Genomic DNA, 16,472 nt, shown 5'->3' with positions numbered 1-16,472 from the left:
CGCATAGCCTCCCGCCGCGCGGGATGCAAATGCCCGCGTGCGTCAGCCTTTCAGGGCGTCCACGCCCGGCAGCGGCTTACCTTCCATCCATTCGAGGAAAGCCCCGCCCGCCGTTGAAACAAAAGTGAAATCTGCGGCAACCCCGGCATGGTTCAGCGCCGCCACCGTGTCGCCGCCACCGGCCACCGACGTCAGCGATCCCTCGCGCGTCAGCGCCGCCGCCGTCTTGGCGAGCGCAACCGTCGCTGTATCGAAGGGCGGCGTTTCAAAAGCGCCGAGCGGGCCGTTCCACACCAGCGTGCGGCAATTCTTGATCGCATCGCCCAGCGCCTCGACCGCCGCCGGACCGACATCGAGGATCATCTCGTCGCCCGCGACCTCATGCACATTGACCGTCCGCGTCGGCGGATTGGGCGCAAATTCTTTCGCGACCACCACATCATAGGGCAGATGAATAGTGCAGCCCGCCGCATCGGCGCTGTCGAAAATCGCATTAACGGTTTCCACCAGATCATGCTCGCACAGCGATTTGCCCACATCGACCCCGCGCGCGGCCAAGAACGTATTTGCCATGCCGCCGCCGATGATCAGATGATCGACCTTGCCCACCAGATTACGCAGCACGTCGATCTTCGTCGACACCTTCGCGCCGCCCACAACCGCCGCGACCGGTTGTTCGGGATTGCCCAGCGCCGCATCGAGCGCCTTCAACTCCGCCTCCATCGCGCGCCCGGCAAAGGCGGGCAGACGCCGCGCAATGCCTTCGGTCGAGCCATGCGCGCGGTGCGCCGCCGAAAAAGCGTCATTCACATAAAAATCGCCGATTTCTGCCAGCGCATCGGCAAAAGCGGGATCATTCTTCTCTTCACCGGGATGAAAGCGTGTATTTTCCAGCACCGCGACATCCCCCGGCGCCAGCACTGCGATGCCAGCCTTCGCGCCCTCACCGATGCAATCGGGGATGAACATCACCGAATGACCGAGCACATCTTCGAGCCCGCCCATGACCAGGCTCAGCGACTGGGTCGGATTTTTCGCGCCCTTGGGCCGCCCGAAATGGGCGAGGAGCAGGACGATCGCGCCCTTTTCCGACAATTCGCGGATCGTCGGCACGGCGGCCTGCAGGCGGGTCGCATCGCTGACCGCGCCTTCGTTCATGGGGACATTGAGGTCAACGCGGACCAGCACGCGCTTGCCGCTGACATCGCCCATATCGTCCAGGCTTTTAAACGCCGCCATTGCCGTCACTCCCTATGAAAACCCGCGCGCCATTTCCGGCATCAATAAATCGCCGCGGCGGACCTCAACGATCCGCCGCGGCAATTATGCATCAAAGCAGCTTGGCGATCACGCCAGCGGTATCGACCATGCGGTTCGAGAAACCCCATTCATTGTCATACCAGCTTACCACGCGCACCAGCTTGCCTTCGAGCACCGCCGTCTCGAGGCTGTCGATGGTCGAGCTCGCCGGGCAGTGGTTATAGTCGATCGACACCAGCGGCTCGTCCGAGAAAGCGAGAACGCCCTTCAGCGCGCCTTCCGACGCGTCCTTCAGCAGCTTGTTCACCTCTTCCTTCGTCGTGTCGCGCTTCGGCGTGAAGGTCAGGTCAACAAGGCTGACATTGGGGGTCGGCACACGGATCGCCGATCCGTCGAGCTTGCCCTTGAGTTCGGGCAGAACCTCGCCCACCGCGCGGGCCGCGCCCGTGGTGGTCGGGATCATCGACATGCCAGCGGCGCGCGCGCGGCGCATGTCGCCATGGATCTGGTCGAGGATCTTCTGGTCATTGGTATAGGCGTGAACCGTGGTCATCAGCCCGCGCTCGATTCCCAGCGCGTCGTTCAGCACCTTGGCGACAGGCGCAAGGCAGTTGGTGGTGCAGCTCGCGTTCGACACAATCTTGTGATCGGCGGTCAGCTTGTCATGGTTGACACCGTAAACAACGGTCAGGTCCACGCCCTTGGCCGGGGCCGAGATCAGCACGCGCTTGGCGCCCGCGCCCAAATGCTTGCCCGCGCTTTCGGCATCGGTGAAAAAGCCGGTGCACTCCAGCGCAATGTCGATGCCCAGCTCGCCATGCGGCAGATTGGCGGGGTCGCGTTCCTTGGTGACGCGGATTTCCTTGCCATTGACGATCATCTTGTCGCCCTCGGCCGACACATCGCCGGGGAAAGGCCCATGGACGCTGTCGCGCTTGAACAGCAGCGCATTGGCCTTGGCATCGGCAAGGTCGTTGATGGAGACCAGTTCCAGCCCGCAATCGGGGCGTTCAAGAATGGCGCGGGCCACCAGGCGGCCGATACGTCCAAAACCGTTGATCGCGACTTTCACTGCCATATGGAAACGTCCTTTCTGCGAGGGGAGCGGGGCTCAGGCGCCCAGCTTTGCCAAGATTTGTGGGGTAATATCATCGGCGGTCAGGCCGAAATGCTTGAATAGGTCTTCGATCGGGGCCGAGGCACCAAAGCTGTCGATTCCGAAGCGCAGGCCATCGCGGCCGGTATAGCGTTCCCAGCCAAAGGTCGTGCCCGCCTCGATCGAAACGATCAGCGCATCGCGCGGCAGCATATCGGCCTGATAGGCAGCGTCCTGCTCGTCAAACAGCTCGGTCGAAACCATCGACACTACATCGGCGCCCTGCCCTGCGGCCTCCAGCTTGTCGGCCACCGCCAGCGCGAGCGACACTTCCGAACCGGTCGCAACCAGCACGACCTTGCGCGCCGCCGAAGCCGCGCGCATCCGGTAAGCGCCTTTCGCGCAAAGATTTTCGCTGACGTCATGGCGCAGCGGCGGCAGATTCTGCCGGGTCAGCGCCAGCAGCGACGGGCGATCTTTTTGCGCCAGCGCAATCGCCCAGCATTCAGCGGTCTCGACCGCATCGGCGGGGCGCATGACAAGCAGATTGGGCATGGCGCGCAGCGACTGCAGATGCTCGATCGGCTGGTGCGTCGGCCCGTCTTCGCCAAGGCCGATGCTGTCATGTGTCATCACATAGACGGTCCGCTGCTTCTGAAGCGCCGACAGGCGGATCGCCGCACGGCAATAATCGGCAAAGACGAGGAAGGTGCCGCCATAGGGAATGACACCGCCATGCAGCGCCATGCCATTCATCGCGGCCGCCATGCCGAATTCACGGATGCCATAATAAATATACCGACCCGAATAATCCTCTTTTGTCAAAGGCTTGGTAGACGATGTTTTGGTGTTGTTCGATCCCGTCAGATCGGCGCTTCCCCCGATCAGCGCGTCAATATCGGCCGTCAGCGCGCCCAGCGCATTTTCGGACGCCTTGCGCGTCGCCACCTTGGGCGGCTCGGCAACCAGCGAGTCGAGATAGGATTTAAAGGCCGCGCCGGGGGTGACGTCGCCCGCCATGCGGTCCAGAAATTCCTTTTCTTTTCCGCTGCTTGAAAGGCGATCCTTCCATTCGCTATGCACTTTCACCCCGCGCGCGCCAAAGCCTTTCCAGGCCTGTGCCACATCGGCGGGAATGACAAAGGGTTCGGCGTCCCAACCCAGCTCCGCACGCGCAGCGGCAATTTCATCGCCGCCCAGCGGCGCGCCATGGGTGGCCGAGGTGCCCTGCTTGTTCGGCGCACCAAAGCCGATGATCGTGCGGCACGCGATCAGCGAGGGACGCGGATCGGCGAGCGCGGCGTCGATGGCGCGGCGAATATCGGCGGGGTCATGCCCGTCGCAGCTTTCGACATGCCAGCCGGTCGCGGCATAGCGGGCCTTCACATCCTCGCTCGTCGACAAATCGGTCGATCCGTCGATGGTGATCTTGTTATCGTCCCAAAGCACGATCATCCGGCCCAGCTGCAAATGGCCCGCCAGCCCGATGGCCTCATGGTTGATGCCTTCCATCAGGCATCCGTCGCCCGCGATCACCCAGGTGCGGTGATCGACCAGATCGTCGCCATAAAGCGCGTTCAGATGACGCTCGGCAATCGCCATGCCGACCGCGGTGGCCAGCCCCTGCCCCAGCGGTCCGGTCGTCGTCTCGACACCTTCCAGCTCGAAATTTTCCGGATGGCCCGCGCAGGGGCTGCTGATCTGGCGGAAACCCCGAATATCGTCGATGGTGGGACGCGCATATCCCGCAAGATGCAGCGTCGCATACGCGAGCATCGATCCATGGCCCGCCGACAGGACGAATCGGTCGCGGTCGGGCCAGTGCGGGTCGGCGGCGTCAAATTTCAGATAGTCGGAATAAAGCACTGTCGCGACATCGGCCATGCCCATGGGCATCCCCGGATGCCCGCTGTTCGCGGCCTGGACGGCATCCATGGCAAGCGCGCGAATGGCGTTGGCGAGCTGGCGTTCGGGCAGTGTCATTTTTTCCCCGCATCAATTGGGTTGAAAGCAGTAAAGGGCCAAGCCTTTTGCGCCGGCCCGTTGATGCCGACAGCCCTTTGCGGTCGTAGGGGCAGGAGTCAACCGTCCGGGGCGCAAATTCCATAGCGCGCGGCCATTCCGCTACGCATTTTCCTTCACCGGGACGGAGCGACAAATATTTGCGCGCGGTTTCCGCGACTGCTAGCTTTTTCCGCATGCAACTCGATCTCGACGAATCCAGCCTTGCCATCGGCCGTATCGAGCGGGCGCTAAGCCGTATCGAGAAAAAACTGGCTGACATGTCGAATCGCCCAACCCCCACCACAGCCTCCGCGCCCGATCCGGCGTTGAAACAGGAAGTGGCCGCCGTGATCGGCGAGCTCGACCGGATAATTGCGGAGGCGCAGCGTGGCTGACGTCAAACTCAGCATCGCGGGACGCACCTATGACGTCCACTGCGCCGATGGCGAGGAACAGCAATTATTCCGTCTTGCCGCAATGATCGACGAAAAGGCACGAAGCTTTGGCGGCGGGACCGAGGTGCGCCAGCTTCTCTTCGCTGCCCTGATGCTCGCCGACGAAGTTCAGGAATCGGGATCGGGCACCACCGATGCCGCTTCGGAAAAATTGCGCGGCGCCCTGACGCTTGCCGAAGAGCGTGAAGCGAAAGCCAACAAGAAGCTGGAGGCTGCGCGCCAGGAAATTGGCGCGCTTCGGCACGCCCTGGCCGAGGCGGCTTCCGAAAAAGCCTATCCGGCCCCGAATGGCAATGGCCGCCTGCACGATCGCGCGCTGCTGGCCATCGCCGACCGCATCGAAACGCTCGCGACACGGATCGAACAGCTCCCCTGATCGCACAAACGCGCATGGGGCTTGAGCCGGAAGCGCCGCCTCCCTACATAGGCTACGGCGGGCACTGCCCGGTACGAGCCGTTGCGAAAATCCCTGAGGCGATACATCATCCAAGGGAGCTGTCCCTGCCCGGGCCCTGGCCCGACGTATATGGCCCCCACCTGACGTTACTGGCGTCAGAGGATCTTCCGGCAAACGACCCCATGGCGGTCCCGCCAACCCGCCCCGCGCCAAGTCGGCCCGCAGTCAGTCGGCCTGCAGTGTCCGACATTGGGGTCAGGACAATGGGGGTCAGGACAGTGGAAAGTCTCTCGCGGCCATGACCCTATCTTCGCCCGATATGGGTTCTTCCGATCTGACACAGCAGAAACAGGCGCTGCGCGACCGCCTCCGCTTTCGCCGCCGCCATTTTGTGGCGGGTCTCGACGGCATCGCGCGCCTCGCCGCCTTTCGCGCCCTCCCCGATCCCGTCGCCACGCTGGTTAAGGCGCATGGGGTCATCGGCCTCTATGCGCCTTGGCAGCATGAACCCGATATACTGCCTATGTTTACAGGGTTAACAACGACCCTTCCCTATCATGAAGCACGCGATGAGCATATGGGTTTTCGCCTGTGGAAACCGGGCGACCCGCTGGCGCCGGGGCCGTGGCATACCCCGCAACCCGCAGAAAATGCGCCATCGGCGCAGCCGGGCCTTATCTTCTGCCCGCTCCTCGGCTTTGACCGCCACGGCGGGCGGCTGGGTCAGGGCGGCGGCCATTATGACCGCTATTTCGCCGCCCATCCCGACGCCTTGCGCGTCGGCATTGCCTGGGCGGTGCAGGAAGTTGACAGCGTTCCGCGCGAAGCCACCGACATGGCGCTCGACGCCATACTCACCGAACAGGAATTTATCGTCATGGGAGACAGGATTTGAACGACGACCCCGCCAACCCCCAGCCAAGCTGGCGCAAGCCCGCGGGCATGGCGATGATCCTGCTGCTCATCCTCGTCTGGGCGGTGCTCATCGCCAGCCTCTCGCGCCGGGTCGGCGACTGGCCGGTGCTCGTGCAAGCCATCTTCTACCTGATCGCCGGCACAATCTGGATCATGCCGCTCAAGCCGCTGCTGCGCTGGATGGAACTGGGCCGCTGGCGCGGCTGATCGGCAACCCAACTGTTACTAAAGATAAAGAACATGTGTCCCCGCGACGACAGGGACCCATCTGCGGACCCGCGCGGCCTGACACCAATCTGAAGCAGGCTTGCGCTCCCTCCGAAGGGCAGGCCTCTCCTGCGCACAGCGAGAGGAAAAGGCCCACAGATTTGAGCCTCGCGGGCCGCATACAAAGGCCGCCCTTGCCTCGTCATCATCTTGAATGTCTGGAAACCAAGCGCGCCATCCTGTTGAAGAGAAACAGGAAATGGCGCGAGTGACGGGGCTCGAACCCGCGACCTCCGGCGTGACAGGCCGGCGCTCTAACCAACTGAGCTACACCCGCTTGGGCTTGGGAGACGCGCCAATATGACGCGCGCCGCGACCTGTCAACCGTCGCGATCATTATCTTTGCGAAATAATCGTTCGCGCATTTCCTCGGCGGTCGTCAATGTGCCGCGTTCGAACAGGAAACCCGCCAAATCCGGCGTTCCGGTCGACTGCAAAATCGTTTGCAGGATCAACAGCAGCGGCACCGCGAGCAAGGCGCCCGGCGCCCCCCATATCCATCCCCAAAAGCTCAGCGAGACGAGAATCAGCAAGGGATTTATCGTCAGCCTTTTGCCGAGCACCAGCGGCGTGATCAGATTCGCTTCAATCGTATGCACCCCGATAAAGATAATCGCGGGAAGCAGCGCAAGGCCGACCACGTCGAACGTCATCAGCCCGCCCAGCCCCAGCAGCACCGAGGCGACGATGGGGCCCAGATAGGGCACGAAATTGCAGATGCTGACGATCCCGCCCCACATGAAGGGCGACGGCATCCCCAGCGCCCACAAAAGCAGCGCGACGACCAGCCCCAATATCGCGTTGATCATGGTGATCGTCGCCAGATAATCGGCGGTGGCATCCACGACATTCTGGATCACCCGCGCGGTCTGCATCGCCCCGTCAAAGCTTCCGCGCCGGCGAATCGTCCGCTGGCGCAGCCGCGTCCACCCGGCAAGGAAGAAGAAGATGACCAAAATGGCGAAGAAAAGCTGGATCGCGACCGCCGGGGCGGCGGAGATGAAATAATCGACCACCGATGTCGGCGTCGTATCGGCCACCGCCTGCGCCGTCGCCTCGGTTCCGCTCGCCACCGACGTCAATGTGCGTTCTACGAAACGCTGCAACGTCGAATAAAAATCAATCAGCGGCGCCAGGTTAGACTGAATGCGAGGAATAGCCTCCGGCAACCGCCCAAACCACCCCGTCGCCGGCACGACAATAATCGCCAGTGCGGCATTGACCAGCATCAGAAAGGCCGAAAGCGACAGAAAGGAGGCAAGCGCCGAGGGCACGCGGTGCCGTTCCAGCCATTCGAGCAGCGGCACCAGCGCGATGGAAATGACAATTGCCGCCGTCAGGGGCAGAAAGAATTCCGCCCCCGCCTGCAAGGCAAAGGGTAGTCCCAAGCAAAAGGCCGCCCCCAGAATTAGCGTCAGCGCGGCGAGCAACCGATCGCGCCGAAAATCATCAATCTCAATCTGATGCAGGGGATTAATGGGCGTCTGCCGCACATCGTCCTTCCCCCGGTCTTCAGCCACGCCCGCTCTCCTTCATTCCCTTGTACCCCATCTACGCCAGCTTTGCTTGCCGCGCCAGCGCCGCGTGGTTTGGCCTGCGAGGCCCATTTCCTCATCCACGGCCCGACCCCTCGCGAGTCGTAAACACGTTGGCCCCTTCATGGCTGGTAAGACATCGTCATGTCTTTGCGTCTTTTTGCGAAACTCATTGACATCCTGCCGATCCGAGAACGCCTGTCCTTCGGTGTTTGGCAGCTTCTGGCCTGCACAACCGCTTGCCCCACGGAACTGCGATATCGCATTAACATTGTTAACATTAGCCATAAGCGCGGGATACCCAGAAAAGCGCACTCAGCCCCGTTCCTTTGCTTCCCATTTCTCCACCCCGCGCCCGCAACCTCTTTCGCGGACAAGCGCCAGGATGACACGGTTAACATAGCGGCGCGTAGATTCCCCTTGGCGGCGAACAGGGACGTGCAAGGAGTAGCACCAGAACAAGCGATTAAAGGCAAATCGGCGATGCTCGCGTCTGACGCGGGCCAGAGCGCAGAGCATAAAGACGCGACCGTTAGCCATTGCCTTCTTCGCGGCACAAGGCGAATGCCTCTTCCGTCATCGCCAGGCACCGCCCGAGCGCATCTTTAGAGAGGATTTCCTGTGCGCCCTAGGCGTCTGGCCGGGTGCCAATAGCCTCAATACCTTCAGCATGGAGCGGATGAGCGGCTTTAGGACCACAAATCGACCATGCTAACGCGCGTCACATTGAGTGCTAAAATCAAGAGCTCCAGAATTTCCAAGGATTTTCAAGCGACGCACCGCATAGCCCGCTCAAAAAATATGCCTGGCTGTACAAAAGCCGGAGGCGTACACCACGCAAACCCCACTTTCCTTGCGTCATTCCCTCTGAAGCAGCGGAAGGAGCGCAAAAAAGCCCCAAAAAAGAGCCGCAAAACAATGTAAACATAGTAACCCGCGAGCCAAAAATCCGCAGGCGCGCTATATCACTCTGCAAACAGCAGAACCGGCGTTTCGATCAGCTTTTTGAGCGCCTGAACGAAGCTGGCGGCATCCCAGCCATCGACAACGCGGTGGTCGCAGCTGATCGACAGGTTCATCAGCTTGGCGCGACGGATTTCCTCACCGCCTTGGGCATTTCGGGCGAACATGGGGCGCTCGACAATCTTGTTGGGGCCGATAATCGCCACTTCGGGGCGGTTGATCACCGGCGTGGTCGCCACGCCGCCCAGCGGGCCCAACGAAGTGACGGTCAGCGTTCCGCCCGTCAATTCGGCGGGTTTCGCCTTTCCGCTGCGCGCCGCCTCGGCCAGACGGGTGATTTCGCTCGCCAATTGCCAGACATTCTTGTCCTGCGCGTCGCGGATTATCGGAACCATCAATCCCGCGTCGGTTTGCGTAGCCATCCCCAGATGCACCGCGCCGTGCCGCGTCACTACGCCCGCTTCGTCATCATAGCGGGCATTGATCATCGGAAAGGCCGGAATCGTGCGGCAGATCGCAACGATCAAGAACGGTAACATCGTTAACTTAGGCCGATTACCGCGATTTTCATTAAGGTCGGCGCGCATCGCTTCCAGCGCGGTGACATCCATTTCCTCAACATAGGTGAAGTGCGGAATGGCCCTTTTCGAAGCCGCCATATTTTCCGCAATCTTGCGCCGCATCCCGATGACCTTGACCGGCTCGTCAACGTGCGCGCGCGATGCGCCGGGCGCCTGATAGCCCTGCCCCGCATGGTAGCGCAGATAGGCGTCGAGATCGGCGTGCCGGATGCGCTCGCCATCGCCCGACACATCAGCAAGATCGACCCCCAGATCCCTCGCCCGCGCCCGCACAGCAGGGGAAGCAAGGATTTTCCGAGCAGGGTCGCGCTCTTGCGCGGCAACAGGCGAGGCCTCCCGGACTTCCGTGCTGGCGTCTGCCGGTGTGACGGCGGGCGCCGGCACCTCAACCTCATCCTCCTTCGAAGATAAGATTCTTGACACAACGTCTTCTGTTATATCGTTTTTCCTGTCAGGCGCAGCTTCGACATCCTCGCTGACCTCGGCATCAGTCTCGATCACGGCAAGCGTCGATCCAATCGACACCATATCGCCGACCTCGCCCGCCAGTTCAACGACCACGCCGGACACCGGCGATTCCATCTCGACCGTCGCCTTGTCGGTCATCATATCGGCAAGCTGTGCATCTTCTTCGACACGGTCACCGATTTTCACATGCCAAGCGACAATCTCGGCCTCGGCGATGCCTTCGCCAATATCCGGCAAACGAAAGGAATAACGAGCCATGGCGATCAGTCCTTCAAAATCTTGTTGAGCGCAGTCGCGATGCGAACGGGTCCGGGGAAATAGGCCCATTCGAGGCTGTGCGGATAAGGCGTGTCGAACCCGGTGACGCGCTCGACCGGCGCTTCGAGATGATAAAAGCAGCGCTCCTGAACCAGCGCGGCCAGTTCGGCGCCAAAGCCCGAGGTGCGGGTGGCTTCATGAATGATCAAACAGCGTCCGGTCTTGCGGACCGACGCCTCGACCGCCTCGATATCAAGCGGCAGCAGGGTGCGCAGGTCGATGATCTCCGCATCAATCCCCTGCTCCTCGACCACCGTCTTGGCGACATGGACCATCGTGCCATAAACCAGCACCGTCACCGCCTCCCCCTCGCGCACCGTCGCGGCCTTGCCCAGTTCGATGCGGTAATAATCGGTCGGAACCGTGCTGGCGTCATGACGCGACCAGGGCTCGACCGGGCGGTCATAATAGCCGCTGAACGGGCCGTTATAGATGCGTTTGGGCTCCAGAAAGACGACCGGGTCATTATCCTCGATCGCCGCGATAAGCAGCCCTTTTGCATCATAGGGGTTGGACGGGATCACCGTTTTCACCCCGCAGATATGCGTCATGATGCTTTCGGGCGACTGGCTATGCGTTTGTCCGCCGAAAATGCCACCGCCAAAGGGGGTGCGCACCGTCATCGGACAGATGAAATCATTGGCCGAGCGATAGCGCAGCCGCGCCGCCTCGCTGACGAGTTGGTCGAGCCCCGGATAAATATAATCGGCGAACTGGATTTCGGGCACGGGGCGCAGACCATAGGCGCCCATGCCCACCGCAACACCGATGATGCCGCATTCGTTGATCGGCGTGTCGAACACCCGCGTCTTGCCATATTTTTTCTGCAAGCCCGCGGTCGCGCGGAAAACCCCGCCGAAATAGCCGACATCCTCCCCCATCACGATGGTGCTGGGGTCACGATCGAGCATGATGTCCATGGCGCTGTTGATCGCCTCGATCATGTTCATCGTCTTGGTCGTGGTGGGGGTAGCTGCCACCCCGTCAGGGGCCATGGTGTCAGGGGCCATCATTCGGGCTTCCAATCGGGGCCGAACTTCGCTTCCTGTTCGGCGAGCATCTGGGCGCATTGTTCCTTGAGGTGCCAGGGCATATCCTCGAACACATCTTCGAACATGGTCTCAAAGGGTTGGTGCATCCCATGGCCCAAAATGCCAAGTTTTTCCGACTGCTTCTGAGTCGTCTTTACCAGATCTTCGAGCTCCTTCTGAAGCGCCTCATGCTGCGCTTCGTCCCATTCGCCCAACTTTTCCAGATGCTGCTTCAATCGCGCGACCGGATCGCCGAAAGGCCAGGCGCTTGCCTCCTGTGCGGCACGATAGGCGCTGGGGTCGTCCGACGTGCTATGCCCTTCGGCGCGATAGGTGAAATGCTCGATTAGGGTCGGGCCATTGTTGGTCCGCGCGCGGTCGGCGGCCCATTGGGTCGCAGCATAGACGGCGAGCGGATCATTGCCGTCGACGCGCAGCCCGGCAATGCCATAGCCCACGGCGCGCGCTGCAAAGGTGGTGCGCTCGCCCCCGGCAAAGCCCGAAAAGCTGGAAATCGCCCATTGATTGTTCACGACATTGAAGATGACCGGGGCATTATAGACGGTCGCAAAGGTCAGCGCCGAATGGAAATCCCCTTCGGCCGACGACCCTTCCCCGCACCACACGGTCGCGATCCGGCTGTCGCCCTTTGACGCCGAGGCCATCGCCCAGCCCACCGCCTGCGGATATTGGGTCGCGAGATTGCCCGACACGCTAAAAAATCCATGTTCGGGCGCTGAATACATGATCGGCAATTGTCGCCCCAGCAGATGATCGCCGCGGTTCGAATAAATCTGGTTCATCATCTGAATCAGCGGATATTCGCGTGTAATCAGAATGCCTTGCTGGCGATAGCTGGGAAAGCACATGTCATTGCGGTCGATCGCCATCGTTGAAGCGACCGAGGTCGCTTCCTCGCCGGTCGACTTCATGTAAAAGCTGGTCTTGCCCTGTCGCTGCGCGCGAAACATGCGGTCGTCAAAGGCGCGCACCAGCATCATATAGCGCAGCATCACGCGCAGCCGATCAGGCGAAAGCTTGGGGTCCCATGGCCCCTTGGCCTCACCGTCGAAATCGAGAACCCGCACCAGCCCGTAGCAAAGCTCGCGCATCGCATCGGCCTTGGTCGCCTCTCCGGGGCGCGGTGTCGCATCGACCGCGGGTACCTCGATATCGGAAAAGTCCGGCGTATCGCCGGGGCGATAACGCGGTTCGGGAACGTGAAGCGACAGCGGCGGCAAATTGCGCGCCGGACGCCGATGCGTTTCAGGCATATCATCTTCCCTTCCAGCGCGAATCATCGCGCTGTCTAGTTATATTTCAATGTGGCGACATAATATTACCGACGCCAACTCATTGCAATATGCGCGTTCAGACCGCGACGGGCGCCGGGATATGCGCCTGCGGTGTATAGGCTTCGACCGCGAAATCCTCGAATTTATAGTCGAAAATCGAGGCCGGGCGGCGCAGGATGCGCAGCCTGGGCGCGCCCTCCGGCGTGCGCTTGAGTTGCTCTTCGACCAATTCGCCATGGTTCAGATAAAGATGAACGTCACCGCCGGTCCAAACAAGTTCATGCGCGTGAAGGCCGCACTGCTCTGCGATCATCCGCGTCAGCAGCGCCGCCTCGAAAATATTGAAAGCGAAGCCAAGGCCCAGATCGCACGAACGCTGAAACAGAAGGCAGGAGAGGCCGCCGTCGCTGCGCACATGAAATTGATAGGTCATGTGACAAGGGGGTAGCGCCATCTGGTTCAGATCGGCGACATTCCAGGCGGTGAAAATATGGCGGCGCGACCCCGGATTGTTCCGCAGCGACGCGATCAGCGCGGCAATCTGGTTATGCCCCGCCTCGGCGCGCCGGAACAGCCCGCCCTCCGCGGCTTCATAAAGCGGCCAATTCACCCATTGATGGCCATAAACGGGGCCAAGGTCGCCCCAGGCCGCAGCAAAAGCATCATCGCCGATGATGCGCCGCTCAAATTCCTCGGCGCTGATCGCTTCGCCCGTCTCGCGGCGATAGCGGTCGAGCGGCCAGTCGGTCCAGATCCGCACACCTTGCGAGACCAGCGCGCGAATATTGGTGTCACCGGTCAGGAACCACAAAAGCTCGCGCAGCGCGGTTTTCCAGTAAACGCGCTTGGTGGTAAGCAGCGGGATCGCGTCATCGCGCAGAGAGAATCGCATCGTCTCGCCAAAAAGCGAGCGCGTGCCGACGCCGGTGCGATCAACCCGTTCGTCACCCCCGGTCCAGATGCGGCGCATCAGGTCAAGATATTGCAGTTCATAATGGATGGAATCGGTCAACAATCTCTCCGTCGTCTCTCTGCTAGGGGGCGAGGCGCGCGCGGGCAAGAGCCATCGCTCACTCCGAAATGGGTCATTCACCGCTTGGGGGTCTCGCCGCCCCGGGGCACAGGCCGGTTCATGCTTACCACCCTTTCGAATATCCCCGCCGCCGCTCCCGCTCTGGAGGCTGGTTTCGTCCGCCGCGCGCAGGAGGATGATGTCACGGCCTGCCTGTTGCGCCCCCGCTTTCCTGCCGGGAAGGAGCGCCTCATCCTCCTTGGCTTCGATGCCTATGGCCGCTTGCTTGGGGTTGAAACGACACGGCCGGAAAAGGCCGATCTGTGCGCTGTGCCTTCGCGCTGCTGGCGAGCGCTGAGCCGCGACGGGGTCCATCATGTCGTCATGGCCCACAACCATCCCTCGGGCACCCCTTGGCCGAGCGACGCTGACCGCCGCTGCACACAAAAGGCGGCGGCTCTCCTTGCCTCATTGGGCATTGAGCTTGCCGACCATCTGATCTTTGTCGAAAATGGACATTTCAGTTTTCGCCGCGCCGCGCTGCTCTGATCCGCCGATCGCTTTCCTCCCGTACGATTGGCGCTTGAAGTTCGCCCAAAGCGCGTCTAGAGGACCGCCCTGCCTTCGCACCGGGAAACCGGTGCGGCATCGGTCGGGGAGTAGCTCAGCCTGGTAGAGCACTGTCTTCGGGAGGCAGGGGCCGGAGGTTCGAATCCTCTCTCCCCGACCAGTTTTCCGCCGGACCCTCCGGTCGGCCAGCCACGGAGTTTGATGCGCAGTAAATGATATTGCCCCGCTAAAGCGGACCAATTCCGGCCTTCGCGCCGCCTTACTGTGTATGTTCGTGGAATTTCTAATCATGAAAAATATATCGCTATCGATCCGCGCCTATCGGGCTGCGGACAAGAGCCTCCTGTCGTCCATCTGGTACGAAGCCTCGCGCCGCGCCCACCCTTTTCTCAGCGAAGAAAGGCTGCGCCAGCAACAGCGGGCAGTCGAGGATATTTATCTCGAGCAGGCTGAAAATTGGGTCGCCTGCATCAAGGATCACCCTATCGCCTTCATCGGCCTGCTGGGCGAGCATGTCGGTGGGCTGTTCGTCACGCCCGAGGCGCAGGGGCGTGGCGCGGGGCGCGCACTGATTGCCCATGCACTGGCGCTCAAGGGGCGGTTATCGCTCGAAGTTTACGCCGACAACCATGGCGCGCGCGCCTTTTACGCGGCGCTGGGGTTTCGCGAAATCTCTCGCCGCGATGTCGACGACGAAGGCCTGCCCTTCGCCAATATCCGCCTCGCTCTGGACCGTGATGCGCCCTTGGAATGAGATTTTCTCCCGCCCCTTGTTTTGCGGGACAACTCATCCTAGATTGTTTTTTACCCGCTGTGGTTACCCCCTTTCCACTGCGGTGAGTGCCTTGTCGTAAGACAGGGCGCGTCCTCCCTGGACCCTGGCCACCTCATATTTCGATATGGGGTGGTTTTTTTATTCGGCGGCCAGCGGCTCCGTCCCATATTGGGCTCCGCGCCCCGCTTCCAGAACCAGCGCGGCAAACCAGCGGGCCAGCCGGGCGACCTGCGCCTCATCGGGCTGACGCGCAGCCGTCAGATAGAGGCTGCGGTCGATTTCAATCTGTATCGCATCGATACCGCGCTGCGGACGCCCGTGGACGTGAAGAATATGTCCGCCTGCATAGGGCTGGTTGCGCGCGACAGGGCCGCCTAGCCGCGCCGCCATGTCGATCGCCAGGTCGGAAAGCCAAGGGACACAGGACTCGCCAAAATGATCACCCACGACAATTTGCGCCCCATGCCCCGGCTGTCCCCGCGCGATTGGCGGCATGCTGTGCAGATCAATCAATATCGCTCTGCCGTGCCGCCTGCGCGCGGCCTCAATCTCTTCGGCCAGCCTTCGATGATAGGGGCGGTGCAAATGCGTCAGCCGCCATTCAAAACTCGCCTCATCAACGGTCCGGGTCCACAGCGGTCCGGCGCCCGCAATCCGCGTCGGCACCACCCCAAGCCCCGCACGCTCCTTTCGCCCCGGCGCGGTGAAGCGAGGCCGCATCGCGGGGGCAACCTCCGCAGGGGCCATCTGTCCTTCGCCGCGGTTACAGTCGGCAACGGCGCGCGCCCACAACGCCCGCACCACCACCGCACCCGCCGCGCTCGCTTCGGCGGCGATCAAATCGCACCAGCGGTCTTCCAGCCTTTCCAATACCGGCTTGTCGACCCGCGCGGCTGCCAACAGTTCGGGGGGGTAAATGCGTCCGGCATGCGGCACCGACACGACAACCGGGCCGGCGTTAGCCGGACGGTCCACATGGATCGACTTTTCCTGGGCAGCGAGGCCATTCATCGCATATCCGTGCCAAAAATGCGGTAACAAAGCCAGTGTCACGGCAATTTGTTAAAGGTCTCGCACTATGGCGCGCGGGACGTCATGATCGCGCGACCGTGGGGATTCGGTCGGATGGGGGATATTTTCACTATGATTCGGATTTTGCTCGCCGAGGATGACGCCGCGATGCGTGGTTATCTGGAGCGTGCGCTGGTGCAGAGCGGCTATGACGTCACATCGGTCGATCGCGGAACGGCGGCGGCTCCGCTGCTCGATTCGGGCACTTTCGACCTTTTGCTGTCGGATATTGTCATGCCCGAAATGGACGGGATCGAACTGGCGCAGCATTGCGCCAAAGTATCCCCCGATACGCAGGTGATGTTCATCACCGGTTTTGCGGCCGTCACGCTGCGCGCCGAAGATCAGGTCCCCCAGGCCAAGATGCTTTCCAAGCCCTTCCACCTCAAGGATCTGGTGCGCGAAGTCGACAGCATGTTCGGCGTCAGCCGCCAGTCCAGCCAACAATAATTTCATCGA

16 protein-coding genes and 2 tRNA genes are annotated in these 16,472 nt (G+C 61.6%); 8 read left to right on the top strand and 10 right to left on the bottom strand.

Translation table 11 applies throughout. The annotated features are described in order from the left end of the window. Positions 1 to 42: 42 nt before the first annotated feature. From JV18_RS0102190 to tkt, 3 genes are all read right to left on the bottom strand, one after another. On the bottom strand, positions 43 to 1,239 hold the full coding sequence (locus tag JV18_RS0102190) for a phosphoglycerate kinase (protein ID WP_033073238.1): 1,197 nt from the start codon (positions 1,237 to 1,239) through the stop codon (positions 43 to 45). A gap of 91 nt (positions 1,240 to 1,330) precedes the next feature. Next, positions 1,331 to 2,338 (bottom strand): type I glyceraldehyde-3-phosphate dehydrogenase, encoded by a 1,008-nt coding sequence (gap, locus tag JV18_RS0102185; RefSeq protein WP_033073237.1) that lies wholly within the window; start codon positions 2,336 to 2,338, stop codon positions 1,331 to 1,333. A 33-nt stretch (positions 2,339 to 2,371) separates the two neighbouring features. Further along, positions 2,372 to 4,339, bottom strand: coding sequence for a transketolase (gene tkt / locus JV18_RS0102180; protein ID WP_033073236.1), 1,968 nt, complete (start codon positions 4,337 to 4,339; stop codon positions 2,372 to 2,374). A 215-nt stretch (positions 4,340 to 4,554) separates the two neighbouring features. Between tkt and JV18_RS0102175 the strand changes: the two genes are divergently transcribed. The 4 genes from JV18_RS0102175 to JV18_RS0102160 all read left to right on the top strand — a co-directional run bounded on the left by JV18_RS0102175 (position 4,555) and on the right by JV18_RS0102160 (position 6,334). After that, positions 4,555 to 4,755: a hypothetical protein gene (locus tag JV18_RS0102175; protein WP_144243844.1), complete on the top strand. Its 201-nt coding sequence runs from the start codon at positions 4,555 to 4,557 to the stop codon at positions 4,753 to 4,755. Continuing rightward, the gene (locus JV18_RS0102170; protein WP_033073234.1) at positions 4,748 to 5,191 is read left to right on the top strand and encodes a cell division protein ZapA; all 444 of its coding nucleotides are present in this window, start codon (positions 4,748 to 4,750) and stop codon (positions 5,189 to 5,191) included. Before JV18_RS0102175 ends, JV18_RS0102170 begins: the two co-directional genes overlap by 8 nt. A gap of 319 nt (positions 5,192 to 5,510) precedes the next feature. Beyond that, positions 5,511 to 6,107, top strand: coding sequence for a 5-formyltetrahydrofolate cyclo-ligase (locus JV18_RS0102165; RefSeq protein WP_052071682.1), 597 nt, complete (start codon positions 5,511 to 5,513; stop codon positions 6,105 to 6,107). Continuing rightward, complete coding sequence (locus JV18_RS0102160; protein ID WP_033073232.1) at positions 6,104 to 6,334, top strand: DUF2842 domain-containing protein; 231 nt, start codon at positions 6,104 to 6,106, stop codon at positions 6,332 to 6,334. The genes JV18_RS0102165 and JV18_RS0102160 overlap by 4 nt, the downstream gene beginning before the upstream one ends. A gap of 260 nt (positions 6,335 to 6,594) precedes the next feature. Here JV18_RS0102160 and JV18_RS0102155 read toward each other — a convergent pair. The 6 genes from JV18_RS0102155 to thyA all read right to left on the bottom strand — a co-directional run bounded on the left by JV18_RS0102155 (position 6,595) and on the right by thyA (position 13,597). After that, positions 6,595 to 6,671: transfer RNA gene (locus tag JV18_RS0102155), tRNA-Asp, on the bottom strand. A 43-nt stretch (positions 6,672 to 6,714) separates the two neighbouring features. Further along, complete coding sequence (locus JV18_RS0102150) at positions 6,715 to 7,872, bottom strand: AI-2E family transporter (RefSeq protein WP_033074840.1); 1,158 nt, start codon at positions 7,870 to 7,872, stop codon at positions 6,715 to 6,717. A gap of 1,022 nt (positions 7,873 to 8,894) precedes the next feature. After that, positions 8,895 to 10,199: a dihydrolipoamide acetyltransferase family protein gene (locus JV18_RS0102145; RefSeq protein ID WP_033073231.1), complete on the bottom strand. Its 1,305-nt coding sequence runs from the start codon at positions 10,197 to 10,199 to the stop codon at positions 8,895 to 8,897. Positions 10,200 to 10,204: 5 nt separating this feature from the next. Next, positions 10,205 to 11,209 carry an alpha-ketoacid dehydrogenase subunit beta gene (locus JV18_RS0102140; RefSeq protein ID WP_033074839.1) on the bottom strand — a complete coding sequence of 335 codons (1,005 nt, stop codon included), beginning with the start codon at positions 11,207 to 11,209 and terminating at the stop codon, positions 10,205 to 10,207. Positions 11,210 to 11,268: 59 nt separating this feature from the next. Continuing rightward, entirely contained in the window at positions 11,269 to 12,564 is a 1,296-nt protein-coding gene (locus JV18_RS0102135) for a 3-methyl-2-oxobutanoate dehydrogenase (2-methylpropanoyl-transferring) subunit alpha (protein WP_033074838.1), read from the bottom strand. 97 nt (positions 12,565 to 12,661) lie between these two features. Next, positions 12,662 to 13,597 carry a thymidylate synthase gene (thyA, locus tag JV18_RS0102130; RefSeq protein WP_033073230.1) on the bottom strand — a complete coding sequence of 312 codons (936 nt, stop codon included), beginning with the start codon at positions 13,595 to 13,597 and terminating at the stop codon, positions 12,662 to 12,664. 120 nt (positions 13,598 to 13,717) lie between these two features. On the opposite strand from thyA, the gene JV18_RS0102125 reads away from it, so the two are divergent. The 3 genes from JV18_RS0102125 (at position 13,718) to JV18_RS0102115 (ending at position 14,921) form a co-directional block, all read left to right on the top strand. Further along, the gene (locus JV18_RS0102125; protein WP_052071681.1) at positions 13,718 to 14,146 is read left to right on the top strand and encodes a JAB domain-containing protein; all 429 of its coding nucleotides are present in this window, start codon (positions 13,718 to 13,720) and stop codon (positions 14,144 to 14,146) included. A gap of 104 nt (positions 14,147 to 14,250) precedes the next feature. Further along, positions 14,251 to 14,327 (top strand) — tRNA-Pro (locus JV18_RS0102120). A gap of 129 nt (positions 14,328 to 14,456) precedes the next feature. After that, on the top strand, positions 14,457 to 14,921 hold the full coding sequence (locus JV18_RS0102115; protein WP_033074836.1) for a GNAT family N-acetyltransferase: 465 nt from the start codon (positions 14,457 to 14,459) through the stop codon (positions 14,919 to 14,921). Between the two features lie 159 nt (positions 14,922 to 15,080). Here the strand turns inward: JV18_RS0102115 and JV18_RS0102110 are convergent, their stop codons facing one another. Beyond that, complete coding sequence (locus JV18_RS0102110; protein ID WP_033073229.1) at positions 15,081 to 15,953, bottom strand: N-formylglutamate amidohydrolase; 873 nt, start codon at positions 15,951 to 15,953, stop codon at positions 15,081 to 15,083. A gap of 132 nt (positions 15,954 to 16,085) precedes the next feature. On the opposite strand from JV18_RS0102110, the gene cpdR reads away from it, so the two are divergent. Then, a complete protein-coding gene (gene cpdR, locus JV18_RS0102105) occupies positions 16,086 to 16,463 on the top strand; it encodes a cell cycle two-component system response regulator CpdR (protein WP_033073228.1) in 378 nt (125 codons plus the stop codon). Positions 16,464 to 16,472: the final 9 nt, after the last annotated feature.

Origin of the sequence: Sphingopyxis sp. MWB1 (assembly GCF_000763945.1) — a bacterium.
GTDB lineage: Bacteria > Pseudomonadota > Alphaproteobacteria > Sphingomonadales > Sphingomonadaceae > Sphingopyxis.
The sequence above is the reverse complement of the archived record's forward strand: the minus strand, read 5'-3'. Positions and strand labels throughout refer to the sequence as shown.

Excerpts from the sequence above, each read along its gene's own strand:
- JV18_RS0102175 (WP_144243844.1), top strand. The coding sequence starts at position 4,555 with ATGCAACTCGATCTCGACGAATCCAGCCTTGCCATCGGCCGTATCGAG.
- tkt (WP_033073236.1), bottom strand. The coding sequence starts at position 4,339 with ATGACACTGCCCGAACGCCAGCTCGCCAACGCCATTCGCGCGCTTGCC.
- JV18_RS0102135 (WP_033074838.1), bottom strand. The coding sequence starts at position 12,564 with ATGCCTGAAACGCATCGGCGTCCGGCGCGCAATTTGCCGCCGCTGTCG.
- gap (WP_033073237.1), bottom strand. The coding sequence starts at position 2,338 with ATGGCAGTGAAAGTCGCGATCAACGGTTTTGGACGTATCGGCCGCCTG.
- cpdR (WP_033073228.1), top strand. The coding sequence starts at position 16,086 with ATGATTCGGATTTTGCTCGCCGAGGATGACGCCGCGATGCGTGGTTAT.
- JV18_RS0102110 (WP_033073229.1), bottom strand. The coding sequence starts at position 15,953 with ATGAATGGCCTCGCTGCCCAGGAAAAGTCGATCCATGTGGACCGTCCG.
- JV18_RS0102115 (WP_033074836.1), top strand. The coding sequence starts at position 14,457 with ATGAAAAATATATCGCTATCGATCCGCGCCTATCGGGCTGCGGACAAG.
- JV18_RS0102125 (WP_052071681.1), top strand. The coding sequence starts at position 13,718 with ATGCTTACCACCCTTTCGAATATCCCCGCCGCCGCTCCCGCTCTGGAG.
- JV18_RS0102140 (WP_033074839.1), bottom strand. The coding sequence starts at position 11,209 with ATGAACATGATCGAGGCGATCAACAGCGCCATGGACATCATGCTCGAT.
- JV18_RS0102165 (WP_052071682.1), top strand. The coding sequence starts at position 5,511 with ATGACCCTATCTTCGCCCGATATGGGTTCTTCCGATCTGACACAGCAG.
- JV18_RS0102190 (WP_033073238.1), bottom strand. The coding sequence starts at position 1,239 with ATGGCGGCGTTTAAAAGCCTGGACGATATGGGCGATGTCAGCGGCAAG.
- JV18_RS0102145 (WP_033073231.1), bottom strand. The coding sequence starts at position 10,199 with ATGGCTCGTTATTCCTTTCGTTTGCCGGATATTGGCGAAGGCATCGCC.